This window comes from Xanthomonas sp. NCPPB 1754 (assembly GCF_041475725.2).
Classification (GTDB): Bacteria; Pseudomonadota; Gammaproteobacteria; order Xanthomonadales; family Xanthomonadaceae; genus Xanthomonas; species Xanthomonas euvesicatoria.
Genome location: NZ_CM192982.1, coordinates 387,561 through 400,169, shown reverse-complemented (window position 1 = coordinate 400,169; position 12,609 = coordinate 387,561). Strand labels below are relative to the sequence as shown.

At 65.8% G+C, this 12,609-nt stretch carries 11 protein-coding genes and 1 pseudogene; 3 read left to right on the top strand and 9 right to left on the bottom strand.

Features of this window, described 5'->3' with window-relative positions; genetic code table 11:
* Positions 1-257: 257 nt before the first annotated feature.
* On the bottom strand, positions 258-1,442 hold the full coding sequence (pobA, locus tag ACCQ15_RS01775; RefSeq protein WP_372357997.1) for a 4-hydroxybenzoate 3-monooxygenase: 1,185 nt from the start codon (positions 1,440-1,442) through the stop codon (positions 258-260).
* 96 nt (positions 1,443-1,538) lie between these two features.
* Between pobA and ACCQ15_RS01770 the strand changes: the two genes are divergently transcribed.
* Entirely contained in the window at positions 1,539-2,426 is an 888-nt protein-coding gene (locus ACCQ15_RS01770; RefSeq protein ID WP_014089100.1) for a helix-turn-helix domain-containing protein, read from the top strand.
* Positions 2,427-2,696: 270 nt separating this feature from the next.
* Here ACCQ15_RS01770 and ACCQ15_RS01765 read toward each other — a convergent pair whose 3' ends face one another.
* The 6 genes from ACCQ15_RS01765 to ACCQ15_RS01740 all read right to left on the bottom strand — a co-directional run bounded on the left by ACCQ15_RS01765 (position 2,697) and on the right by ACCQ15_RS01740 (position 9,790).
* The gene (locus ACCQ15_RS01765) at positions 2,697-4,178 is read right to left on the bottom strand and encodes a benzaldehyde dehydrogenase (RefSeq protein ID WP_218211661.1); all 1,482 of its coding nucleotides are present in this window, start codon (positions 4,176-4,178) and stop codon (positions 2,697-2,699) included.
* 31 nt (positions 4,179-4,209) lie between these two features.
* The gene (locus ACCQ15_RS01760; protein WP_011346058.1) at positions 4,210-4,977 is read right to left on the bottom strand and encodes a coniferyl-alcohol dehydrogenase; all 768 of its coding nucleotides are present in this window, start codon (positions 4,975-4,977) and stop codon (positions 4,210-4,212) included.
* Positions 4,978-5,010: 33 nt separating this feature from the next.
* Positions 5,011-6,003, bottom strand: a complete 993-nt coding sequence (locus ACCQ15_RS01755) for a SphA family protein (RefSeq protein ID WP_372381529.1) — start codon at positions 6,001-6,003, stop codon at positions 5,011-5,013.
* 167 nt (positions 6,004-6,170) lie between these two features.
* On the bottom strand, positions 6,171-6,701 hold the full coding sequence (locus ACCQ15_RS01750) for a MarR family winged helix-turn-helix transcriptional regulator (protein ID WP_029818376.1): 531 nt from the start codon (positions 6,699-6,701) through the stop codon (positions 6,171-6,173).
* 382 nt (positions 6,702-7,083) lie between these two features.
* On the bottom strand, positions 7,084-8,331 hold the full coding sequence (locus ACCQ15_RS01745; protein ID WP_372381136.1) for a cyclic di-GMP phosphodiesterase: 1,248 nt from the start codon (positions 8,329-8,331) through the stop codon (positions 7,084-7,086).
* 148 nt (positions 8,332-8,479) lie between these two features.
* Positions 8,480-9,790: an MFS transporter gene (locus tag ACCQ15_RS01740; protein ID WP_372381135.1), complete on the bottom strand. Its 1,311-nt coding sequence runs from the start codon at positions 9,788-9,790 to the stop codon at positions 8,480-8,482.
* Positions 9,791-10,030: 240 nt separating this feature from the next.
* Here ACCQ15_RS01740 and ACCQ15_RS01735 point away from each other — a divergent pair.
* Positions 10,031-10,255 (top strand): annotated as a pseudogene (locus ACCQ15_RS01735) (hypothetical protein).
* A complete protein-coding gene (locus ACCQ15_RS01730; RefSeq protein ID WP_008577979.1) occupies positions 10,252-10,797 on the top strand; it encodes a gamma carbonic anhydrase family protein in 546 nt (181 codons plus the stop codon). The pseudogene ACCQ15_RS01735 and the gene ACCQ15_RS01730 overlap by 4 nt, the downstream one beginning before the upstream one ends.
* Before the next feature lie 56 nt (positions 10,798-10,853).
* Here the strand turns inward: ACCQ15_RS01730 and ACCQ15_RS01725 are convergent, their stop codons facing one another.
* Both ACCQ15_RS01725 and ACCQ15_RS01720 read right to left on the bottom strand, forming a co-directional pair.
* Entirely contained in the window at positions 10,854-11,042 is a 189-nt protein-coding gene (locus tag ACCQ15_RS01725) for a hypothetical protein (protein WP_031420773.1), read from the bottom strand.
* 126 nt (positions 11,043-11,168) lie between these two features.
* Positions 11,169-12,530, bottom strand: a complete 1,362-nt coding sequence (locus tag ACCQ15_RS01720) for a glycoside hydrolase family 5 protein (RefSeq protein WP_136733352.1) — start codon at positions 12,528-12,530, stop codon at positions 11,169-11,171.
* Between the last annotated feature and the right edge of the window lie 79 nt (positions 12,531-12,609).

Here is a 12,609-nt window from a genome sequence, read left to right as displayed (position 1 = left end):
GAAAAACATCACCCATGTGGTGAGCGCCAGCGTGCTGCTGCACCGTGTACAGAATGGACCCGGGGTGTCGCGGTCGAGCGGGCGATGACCGCAGTGGAAGCAATGCATGTGAGCTGACGCGCATCATTCAAGCCGGTTTGGGGAAGCGCTGTTGTGCGCACGCATCGCACTTGCGCAGCCAAGGCGACATCGAACCAGGATGTCCAGCTAGAAATCCGCTCCGCGGCGTCTGCTAGTTCGCAATCACCAATGCGCCATCAGTCCGATAGCGCGGCCAACGGGAGACCTGCATAATTTTCCGCCAGCGTCGCGCGGCCCGCCTCGCTACCGAGCAGATAGTCCAGCTCCGCTCCGTGCAGCCGCGCAGTGAATGCGTCTTCGTCATCGAAGCGGTGCAACAGGGTGGTCATCCACCACGAGAACCGTTCGGCCTTCCACACACGCTGCAAGGCCAAGGTCGAATACTGTTCCAGCACACCGGCATCGCCGCTTGTCTTCCAACGCTCGAACAGCTGCGCCAACAAGCCGACATCGCCAAGCGCCAGATTCAGCCCCTTGGCGCCGGTGGGCGGCACGATATGTGCAGCATCGCCAGCCAGGAACAAGCGGCCATACTGCATCGGCTCGGCGACGAAACTGCGCAGCGGTGCGATGCTCTTCTCGATCGATGCGCCGGTGACCAGTTGCGCCGCCAACGCAGGCGGGAGCCGTGCACGCAACTCGTCCCAGAACGCCTGATCGCTCCAGGCCTCCACCTGCGCGCTGGCCGGCACCTGGATGTAATAGCGCGTACGGGTGGGCGAGCGCATCGAACATAGTGCAAACCCGCGCCGGTGACGTGCGTAGACCAGTTCTTCGTGCACGGGTGGCGTATCGGCCAGCACCCCGAGCCAACCGAACGGGTACACGCGCTCGAACAGGCGCAGCCGCTCGGCGGGGATGCTGGCACGGCTGACGCCGTGATACCCATCGCAGCCGACGATGTAGTCGCAGTCAAGACGCCTGCGCTGGCCGTCCTGCGTGAACTCCACAGCAGGCGTGGTGCCTCCCACATCGCACAGGGCCACGTCCTGGGCGTCGTAATGCGTGGGTGCCCCGCTGCGCTGGCGCGCATGCATCAGATCGGCGGTGACCTCGGTCTGCCCATAAACGGTGACGCCGCGGCCGCAGCCGCGCAGCAGGTCGATACGCTCGCGCTGACCGTCCAGGGACAATTCGAAGCCGTGATGCAGCAAGCCTTCGCGCTGCAACCGCTCGCCGACGCCGGCGCGCTGCAGCAGTTCCACACTGCCCTGCTCCAATACCCCGGCGCGGATGCGCGCCAGCACATGCTGGGGCGTCTGCCGCTCGACGATGACGCAATCGATGCCGGCGAGCCGCAACAGTTCGCCCAGCAACAGGCCCGATGGTCCGGCGCCGATGATCGCAACCTGCGTTCGCATGCACTGCTCCTGGCTTGGATGGCGATGCGTGCAGTGTCGGTAGCCAAAGCGCTGCGTTGAAGGGATGATTGCGTGCAGTCCTTGGACTTTTCGACGATGGCCACATCCGTGCCCGACACTGCCGCAGTCCCTGCCTTCGGCTTGTACGGCGAGCAACACGCCGATGCCGCCGAATTGCTGCATTGGGAATCGATTGCCGCACGCAGCCGACTGCACGACTGGCAGATCGTGCCGCACCGACACGAGGATTTGGCGCAACTGGTTTATGTGCAGCGCGGACCGGCCACGCTGCAGCTGGATGGGCGCACCCAACGCCTGCGCGGTGCCAGCGTGGTGTGGCTTCCGCCGCTCTGCGTGCATGGCTTTGCCTTCGACCCGGCAGTGCGTGGCCACGTCATCACCATGTGCATGCCGCTGGTCAGGACGGCGCTGAACGCTGCGCCGTTACTGCAACAGGTCATGGCCGCGCCTGCCGTTGTGCACGCCCAGCATGCGCGCAAATGGCTGGATGTGTTGTTTGGCAGCATTGCGCAGGACCACGCACGCCGGTCGATCGGCGATGACCTCGCAGCGCAGGCTGCGGCGGCGCAGCTGGTCATCTGGATGGCGCGTACGGCACTGGAGCGGGCCCGGCATGCCGCAGCGATCAGCCCGCAGGCAGACCCGGCACTGCGCCATCTGCGCGCCTATCAAGGCTTGATCGACCAGCACTACCGCGCCCACTGGCCGATTTCCCGCTACGCCGATCAACTCGGGTTGACGCCCGGTCACCTCAACGCGTTATGCCAGCGCCTGGCTGGCGCCTCCGCACTACAGTTGTTGCAGCGCAGGATCATGCTGGAAGCACGCCGCACCCTGCGTTACACCAGCCTGAGCGTGCAACAGATTGCCGCCAGCCTTGGATTTTTCGACGCCGCCTATTTCAGTCGCTACTTCGCACGGCACGCCGGTTGCTCGCCGACGCGCTTTCGGGCCGGTCAGTAGGAGCGACCAGCAGAACGACTTCGCTCACTCGCTGCGCGCGTAGCAGGGAGAACGTTCTGCAGACCAGCTGCAGGGTCCTTGCCCGCCCACCATCGCAGGACACGCTGCACGTGGCGAGGGCACCGCGCGCTCGACCAGTGAAGCCTTTGCCTGCATCCAGAACTGATGCAACGCCGCACCAAAAATCCAAGGCAATGGCCGGGCACGTGACCGCCATCCATACAGCGATGGAGAGGCCGAGCCAGCCGCCCCATCCCCAAGCCGTTGCGATCAGAACGGATACTGCGGTACTTCGCTCTTGATCGTCAGCCATTGCCAGTGCGTGTACTGCTCCCAATCGGCGGGGCCGCCGACGCTGGTGCCGTTGCCCGACGCACCGGTGCCGCCGAATGGATTGACGACTTCGTCGGCCACCGTCTGGTCGTTGATATGCAGCAGGCCGGTGTGCAACTTCTCGCCCAGGGCCAGCGCGCGCGAGACCGATGCCGACAGGATGCCGGCCGCCAGCCCGTACTCGCCCTGGTTGGCCAACTCGGCAGCGTCGTCGTCGGTGTCGAACACGGTGATGTTGATCACCGGGCCGAACACTTCTTCGTCGAACGCGCGCATGCCAGGACGCACGTTGGACAATACGGTCGGCGCATAGAACAGGCCTTCATGGGTGGCGCCAGCCTCCACGACCGCGCCGGCTGCGACGCTATCGTTGACGATGTCGACGACGCGCTGCAGCTGGCGTTGATCGATGATCGGGCCCAATGCCACGATGCCGCTGACCGGGTCGCCTACCGGCAAATGGCGCGCTTTTTCGGCCAGCCGTTGGGTCAGTGCCTGCGCCACGCTGCGGTGCACCAGCACACGCCCGGTTGCCATGCAGATCTGGCCCTGGTGCATGTAGGCGCCGAACGCGACCGCCGAGGCAGCCTTGTCCAGATCCGCGTCGTCGAGCACGATCACCGCGTTGTTGCCACCCAGTTCCAGCGAGACTTTCTTCAGATGGCGGCCGGCAATTTCGCCGATGCGGCGGCCGGCGGCCGTGGAGCCGGTGAACGCAATCATCGGGACATCCGGTGATTCCACCAGCGCCTGGCCAATCTGCGCATCGCCATGCAACACGTGCAGCAGGCCCTTGGGCAGGCCGGCTTCTTCGAGCACCTGCGCGATGATCACGCCACCGGTGTAGGGCGTGCGCGGGTCGGGTTTGAGAATGACCGCATTGCCCATCGCCAGCGCCGGCGCCACCGAGCGCAGCGACAGAATCAATGGGAAATTGAACGGCGAAATCACCCCGATCACGCCCAATGGCAGGCGGCGCGCAAGGCTGAGTTGGCCGGATGCGGTCGGCAACATCTGGCCGCTGGCCTGCAACGGCATTGCGGCAGCCTGCTGGTAGAACACCACCGATTCGTCCACCTCGCGCTGGGCCTTGGGCAGGATGCCGCCGGTTTCGCGCGCAATCAGCAACGTGGCTTCGGCACTGCGTGCCTGCATCGCCTGCGCAGCACGATGAAAGACGGCTGCGCGTTCGCGCGGCGGTGTCGCGGCCCAGGCACGCTGCGCCTGCTTGGCCTGTGCGATGGCAGCGGCGACATCGGCCAGGTCGGCCTTGCCCACTTCATGCAGCAAGGCGCCGGTTGCCGGCTCATGGATGGGCACGCTGCCACCGCGACCGGGCACCCAGTCGCCATTGAAGATGCAGCCATGCCACGCGGGCGAGTCGGTCGCAGCGGCGGTTGCGCTGGTAAGGGCATTCATGGTCTAGCCTCCTGCTAAAAACGTGTGGGGATTACAGCGTGGTGGAAGCCAGCCCGCCATCGATCGGCAGGGTGATGCCGTTGATCCAGCGGGCTGCGTCGGATGCCAGAAACACGATGCCCTCGGCCACTTCATCGGCATAGGCCGGGCGGGTCATGCGCTTGGCGTCTGCCTTGACACGTTCCTCGCCGAGCATGGCAGCAAAATCGCCCAGGATCGGGGTGAACACCGGGCCCGGAGAGACGTTGTTCACGCGCACGCCGTGGTCGGCGAACCAGGGCCGCGATTGCAGCAAGGTCCACACGATCAAGGCCTCTTTGAAGTATTGGTAGCAGGTGTCGTGCGCCACCGGATGCGCCGCCAGCCACGCGCGGCCGCTTTCGAAGCTGTCGGTTGCCGCCAGCTGCTTGTGCAGGTCCAGACGCTGCGGCCATTCGGCGCCCAGGATCGAGGCGACATTGATGATGGAACCGCCCAGCACGATGCGTGGCAGCAACCCCTGGGTCAGATGGCGCAAGCCCAGATAGTTCACCCGCGCCACCACATCCAGCGGCGCGGTGCCCGGCACGCCGGCAATGTTCGCCAGGGCATCGATGTGGTCCGGCAACGCCTTCACCAGGGCATCGATGGATGCCGGGTCGCCGAGATCGGCCTGGTGAAAGCCGTGCAGGGTCATCTGCACGGGCGTGCGATCGACCCCGATCACCTTGGCACCATGAAACCGCGCCAGCCGTGCGACCTCCGCGCCAATGCCCGACGCCACGCCGGTCACCACGATCGTCTTGTTCTGCAAATTCATCGCCATCCTCCAAAGGAGCCAGCCGTGCCGGCGCTAGAACACATGGACATACTCGAAATTGACATTGTTGCCGGACGCGGCATTGCGCACCTCCACCGGTAGATAGACGTTGGCGAACAGGATGTTGTTTGCATCAAAGCGCCACACGCCACCCGGCCCTGCATAGAACGCGCGTTGACGGCTGTCCGGCACGCGCTGGTCGTTGGTGCGGTTGTCGCGGAACTGGGTCAGGTAATACGCATTGATGCCCAGCCGCAGCTTCGGTGCCACCTCCCAGGAGGTGGCGAAGTTGATCCATCCCGCATCGCCTGCCTGACCATTGCGGAAGTCGAAGCCTGGCGGCAAGTTCGGACGGCGCTCGCTGCGAAAGTTGTAGATGTAGTTGATGCGTGCGCTAAGTTCCCAATTGGGCGTGGGCAGTACCGTGAATGCGTAGCTTGGAATGAGCGACCAGTAACCGGAGCTCTGGTTGAGATCGCGATTGCCGTCGTACTTGCCAATCGGTGCCACGGCGTCGAATTCGAACCGCTGCGAGAACACCGGTCGCCCGTTGCGGATCACAGGTGGCATTTGCAGATACGGCCCGAACGTCACATCACCCACGCCGGCGCCATTGTCACGCAGCGTGGCAATGCTGTTGCGGCCGAAGGAGGCATCCAGATTTACCAGCGGCACCAGCGCAGTGATGCCGAGCGCGCCGCCGAATACGTGATAGGGCGTGACGTAGGCGAACTGGGTCAGCAACACGGTGGAATCGATCCGCGGGTTGTCGAACACCGGGATATCGTTGCCACGTGCGTCCTTGATGGCATCCAGCGCGTTGTGCCGCAGATAGGTGACCACCGCCAGGCCGGGCGTGGTGCTGGTAAAGCCATCCAGGAAACTGGTGCCCCCGGTATTGATGCCATTGGTCAGCGCCGCGCTCTGTGGCTCACTTTGCGCAGGCGCCGCACCCGCTGCCAGGCATGCCGCCAGGCCGAGCAACGCGCGCAGCCGCCAGCCTGCTGCCACACCCGCACCACGCATCACCGATGATCGAATCACTGCAGATATCTCCAGCGTTGGGAAGCAACAGCGGTGCGTGCCACATCAGCGACGTCAGGCAAGCGCGCGCCCCGCACGACGCACAGCACGTGCAGTGGAAACGTTCGTTGGGAATGGCTGCCGGGCGGCAGGCCGCCGACCGAGGCGGGTTACGGCGTGTCCAGACGGTCCAGACGGTCCAGGGCGCGCAACAACGGTGCTTCGCTGGAACCGAGCACGGCACTGAGTTGCTGTTCCATGCGCAGCACTTCGGCCTCGGCGGCGGCCAGGAGCGCGGCACCGGCCGCGGTCAGCGAGAGGTGCTGCATGCGCCGGTCCTGCCGCCCACGCACCTGCCGCAGCAGGCGACGCTTGACCAGCCTGGCCACCACGATCGCCAGATTCGGCGGCGACACGTGCAGCACATCGCCGATCTGGCGCTGGTTGATGCCCGGGTTGCCATCCACCAGCATCAGCAGCGAGAAGTCGACCGGCTTGAGGTCGAAGGCGGCCACGCACTCCTGGAACATCCGCCGCACCATCAACTCGGTGCGGGTGATGCGATACCCCAGCAACCGCAGCAGCCGCGCCTGATCCACCGTGGTGACGGCATCGGGCAAGGGCGCAGCAAGGGCGGTGACGGGCATGGCGGTTCTCGCGACGAGGGCAGCGGGCGGACCGGTACGCGCAATGCGCCGCATCCGCAACGCCGATCCACGGCGTGCACCGCATTGTAGACGCCACCGGGCCTGCCGATGTGGACAGGCACGCCGCGGGTGCACGCGCCGCGGGTGCGTCAGCCCCGACGCCCTGCCGCGCACGCAGCCTGCAGCGGCGGGCCGGCGCTGCGGCTGACGGGGGGCGACGGTGATCCGGGCAAGGCTGAGACATGGTTCCGGCCGGCAAGTGATTGCGTTCCGGAATAGTTATTGATCATAACTACATTGCCAAGCTGCAGCGCAGCATGGTCGCGTTCGCTAGCGGGGTGGCGCTTCTGTGCAAGGGGTGTCGCGGTGATCGGCGCGCATGACGCACCGCGCGCATTGCCGCGGCGGCGACCGATTCAACGCCTGTATAGCCCGTCTAGGGCAGCCAGAGCTTTTCCAGATCGCGGAAGCCCCATTCGGCAGGGCTTTCCATCTGCGCGATGCGGTCATGGCAGTCCGGACGCGACAGGTCGATGTCCTGCACCAACACGTGGCTGCGCAGCTTGGCCGAATAGAACACGCGCACCTTGGGCTTGAGCAGCGCATCGGGCGTCTGTTCGATCACCACTGCAAGTTTTTGCGACTCCAGCCGCACCAGCGAGCCGACCGGATAAATCCCCAGCCGGCGCACGAAAGCCTGGAACACCACCGGGTCGAAATGGCCCTTCCAGGACGCCATTTGCTTGAGCGATTCGGCAGGATCCCAACCGCGTTTGTAAGGGCGGTCCGAGCTGATGGCGTCGTAGACATCGCAGACCGCACCCATGCGCGACATCAACGAAATATTCTCGCCCACCAATTGATTCGGATAGCCGCTGCCATCCATCTTTTCGTGGTGATGCAGCGCGATTTCCAGCACCACCGCGTTCTGCACGCCGCCGGCCACCAGCAGCCGATGGCCATCCAGCGGATGCTGGCGCATGATCTCCATTTCGTCGTTGGTGAGCCGGCCGGGCTTGTTGAGAATTTCCAACGGTGTCACCGCCTTGCCCATGTCGTGCAGCAGGCCGCCCATCGCTGCTTCCACCACCTGCGATTCGGGCAGGCCGAGCTGGCGCGCCAAACCGCTCATCAGCCCGGCCACGGCCATCGAATGCAGATAGGTGTAGTCGTCGGCTGTCTTGAGCCGCGCCACGCTGATCAAGGCCTGCGGATGCCGCAGCACCGAGTCGTTGATGGCTTCCACCAGCGGCATGGCCGCTTCTGTGTCGACGGTGCGCCCCAGCCGCACATCGCGGAACATCGCCTCGACCATGTCGCGGCCGTCTTCGAAGATGCGGCGTGCGCGTACCACCTCCGCTTCGATGCCGATTTGGGCGGTCACGCTGTTGGTGCGCACGCTACGCGGCGCGGCGGCAGGCTCCGGCGGTTCGGGCGCAGCAGGTGCCGGGCTCGGCGGCGCGGCTGGTTCGGCGGACACGCCAGGGGGCGTGGGCGCCTCCACATCCAGCCCGCGCGCGGTATCGATCACCAACTGCTCGATGCGGCTGTCATGGATCTTCTCCACATCGTCGGAATCGACCAGAAACGACGTCTTCCAGAACGGATGGTGCACCCACGCGCCCAGCAGCTTGTAGACGTACATGCCGGGGCGGAGTTGATCTGAGTCGATGGTTCTGAGCATGCCGGCGCTGGTCTGCACAATGTCCAGGAAAAGTTCGCCACGACTTGGCGGTCTGCGGTGTTATCGGCACATGGCACAATTTCTTTGGCCCGCGGCCAGGTCGAGAACGGCCCGGATGTGATGCCGGACGCGGCTGTGGGCGGGCCGCTCAGCGGTTGGGCAACCGCATCGCCAGCACGGCGAGGATGGCCAACAGCAACGGCACGCTGCAGGCCAGATACAACATGGCCGGTGACCATCCGGCGTCCAGCAACACCCCGGCGCAGAACGGCGACAAGATCGCACCCAAGCGCCCCACCCCGATCGCCCAGCCCAGCGCAGTCGAGCGCACCGCAGCGTTGAAGACGATCGGGACAATGGCGTACATGCCGCCCACCGCAGCGAACATCGCTGCCCCGGTAAGCAAGGCGACGGCGAAGGCCCAGCTCAACTGCGTACTGCACAGGCCGGAGGCCAGCATCGCCAGGCCCATCAGCAACAGGGACCCGATCGTCAGGCGCGCCAGCCGCACGCACGATGCCAACCCGCTGAACAGCAAGCCGCCGCCGATGCCACCAAGATTCAACAGCACCCCGCCCGTGACGCCGTCCGTGGCCGACGCGCCGGCGGTCACCAGCAGCTTCGGCGTCCAGCTGATCACGAAGTAGAACGCAAACATCAGCGAGAAAAAGCCAAGCGCGATCAGCAGCGTGTGCCGCCGCATGGCAGCGTCAAACAGGGCCCGATAGCCTTGTGCCTGCGTGGCAGATTGCGGCGGCAGCGGCGGCAATGCGTCGTGCGGCGGCATTCCCATCCGCGCCAGCACGGCGTTGAAGCGCGCGACGGCATCGGGTGGCCGGCGCATGATCAGGAACTCCAGCGACTCGGGCAGGAATGCAAGCACCAACGGCACGCACAGCAACGATGCCACCGCCCCGAGTACGAACACCGCGGGCCACGACCACTGTTGCATCAACAGTTCGGCAATCATGCCACCCAGCGTGGCACCGACCGGGTAGCCGGTCACCTGCAGCACGATGGCAGTGTTGCGCCAACGGGGGCTGGAAAACTCCCCTGCCGTGACTGCAACGCAGGCCAACATACCGCCGATACCCAGACCGGTCAGCAGCCGCAGCGCCCCGAGCTGCCATGCAGTGCTGGCCACTGCCGACATGCCCATGCCGACGGTCAGGATGGCCAGACATGCCAGCGTCAGCGCGCGACGACCGATGCGGTCGGCCAGCGGCGCCAACCCCAGTGCGCCAAGCGCCATGCCGATCAGGCCCGCGCTGAACAGCATGCCCAGCAGCTTGCCCGACAGCTGCCAGTCTGCCGACACGTGCGGTGCGGTGAACGCCATCGCCATCACGTCGAAGCCGTCGAGCATCGTCAGCAACACGCACACCGCAACGGCTCTCCACTGAAACGGCGTCATGCGCTCCAGCACGAAATGCCCAAACGATGCAGTGTGCTGAGGCATTGGCATGTCCTGTGGTGAGAGAGGGTTGAGGCGAAGGCACTGCAGTGGCCGTTGAACGGCGCAGTGTGCGAGACCGGCTAAACCGCGGTGCAGCGATGCGTGCAATCGCCGATGCGCAGTGGCTTGCGACCGCCTGCACACGCTAGCCCATTGCGCTGCCGGTTCAAGGCCGATGACCGCAACGCTGTGCGCTTATCGGAAATGCGCCAACACACTTGGCCAGCGCTGCGATGTCTCCGGATGCACCGCGTGACGTGCTGCCCGCGGCTTTGGAATCTCTGGCGACGCGACACACTCCATTGCACGTCGGCCCACCCGGCCACCTCTGCCAGCCACCTCGCACACATTGCATCCGTGCGTTGGTGACTGCAGCCCGGTGCGCTGCCGCAGCGGCAACCGCAGCGCAGGTATCATCCGCGGCGTGTCCGCAGTGGGCGGCACGCTGACCTGACGGAGATGCCGTGACCCCGATTCGCTCCTTTTTGCACCACACCCCGCAACTGGGCGCCCGCGTTTACGTGGATCCTGCCTGCACCATCATCGGCGAGGTGAGCCTGGGCGATGACGTCTCGGTCTGGCCGGGCACCGTGATCCGCGGCGACGTCAATCATGTGCAGATCGGCGCGCGTACCAACGTGCAGGACGGCACCATCATCCACGTCAGTCACCACAGCCCGTTCAACAAGGCCGGCTACCCCACCGTGATCGGCGAGGACGTCACCGTGGGCCACGGCACCATCCTGCATGCCTGCACCATCGAAGACCTGTGCCTGATCGGCATGGGCGCCTGCGTGCTGGATGGCGCAACGGTCAAACGGTATGGCTTTGTGGGTGCCGGCGCAGTGGTGGGCCCGGGCAAGGTGGTGGGCGAAGCCGAGTTGTGGCTGGGCAATCCTGCACGCCTGGCGCGCACGCTCAGCGACAAGGAAATCGAAAGCCTGCATTACTCCGCGCAACATTACGTGCGGCTCAAGGATCAGTACCTGGGCGCCTCACCCGCCGGCTGAGCCGCAGCACCGGCGCACCTGTCTGGCGCGGGCGCGACGGTACCAGGTGCGCGCGGCTACGGCTGCGTGGCGTGCTCCAGTGCCGTCAACATCGCCAGCGCCTGGGCGCGCGATGCACCGCACATGTCCTGGGACGGACGCAGGCTGGTGCAGACCGCCGGCCGCGTCGGCAGGCCGAACAGGCGGCAGCGGCCCTGCCCGTCCAGTTGCACGCACGGCACCCCCGCCGGCTTGCCGTGCGGCATGCCGGGAATGGCCGAACTGATGGATGGGGCGATACAGCAGGCCGCGCAGCCAGCGCGGCAGGGAATGTCCATGTGCATGCCGCAGTGTAAACCGCCGCCACCTCCCCGTAGCGGCGGCGATGCCCGCTAGCGGGGCGGAACGTAGCTGGACAGGCGCACGTCGAAGAACGCCTGCACGGCCGCCAGGTTGGCCTTGGCCTGGATGTCCGCACCCACGTCGCGGCTCATGCCAAGCACGTCGTCGTCCGGCCACCCGGGGCCGAAGCACCACTGCGTGCTGGGAATGTTGTAGGCCTGCAAGTGCGCCAGCATGCGCGTGGTGGCGATCTCCGCGCTGCGATTGCCGGCCGGATAGCCGTGCTCGCCCAGATAACCGCGCTTGCCGGCCTGCTGCAGCGCTTCGATGAACGGGCTGACCATGTCGATGCCGGTATCCGGCTTGATCACCTCGTTGCGTCCACCGGGCCCGATCCAGTTACCGCCCCCGCTGCCATTGCTGTCGAGATAGTTGTGCGCCTCGTACACGATGCAATCGTATGGGTCCGGGATGTCGAACAGGCCCATCGAATCGTCCTGCCAGCGCCGGGCGCTGGCATAGCCGTTGCCGCACACGAACACGAAATGGGTTCGATCGCGGTCGATGATGGCCTTGGAGCAGGCGGTGGCGGTCTTCTGCCAATGTGCGGCCATCGACAGTACGCTGCCATCGGCGTTGCGCTCGGCGCCCTGGTACGGCTCGTTCATGACGCCCCAGCCGAACACCGCCGGGTGCTGCTTGAACCGGTTGACGAGACGCGCCCACAGATCCGGCAAGCCGGCGTCGTTGTAGAGCGTGCACCCCGGCGTGCCGATCACCCGGTATTCGTAGAGCTTGAGCAGTTGGTCGCGACTGTCCAGATAGCCCACGTAATTGAAGTTGCGCAGCGGGTAGGTGTCGGCCCACAACCCGGCCGCCGCCAGGTCGCCGACACGGTTGCCACGCGCATCGACCACTGCACCGCTGGCATCGCGCCGATAACCGCTTTTGGCCGCCACCCGCTGCGGCAGCCGCATGTAATCGTGCAACTCCACGATGGCGCGCTTGCCGCGCGCAGCGATATTGTCCAGCGCGTCCTGCACCTGCCTGCAGTAGCTCTCGTTCAACGGCGCGCCCTGTCCACGCGTGAAGCGCGCGGCAGTGGTCGGCAGACGGAAGAGCGGGCAGCTCCCCGCCGCGGCCACATGCTGGGCAGTGATGGCGCGGTAATGCGTGCCGATCTCGGCGTTCTCCACATAGCTATTGGAGGCCAGACCGGACAGGTTGAGGCCAGCGAACGGCAGGCTGGCGCTTTGCGCGGCCGCATGGCCTGCCCAACCGGTGGTGGCCACGACCGCAGCGCCGGCCGCGCCTTGCAGCACGCGACGGCGGCTGATGCCGCCGGCGACCGGTGGCGTGGTGGAGTGAGATGATGCCGCTGGTACGCGGCGTGGAGAGGGATGGTCGGACATCGGGGCGCCTCCTGCGGTGCCGTTGGAAAGATCCTCGCCGGCGCAGCTCCCCTCGGCCGCAGCGGTCCGGTTCGATGGT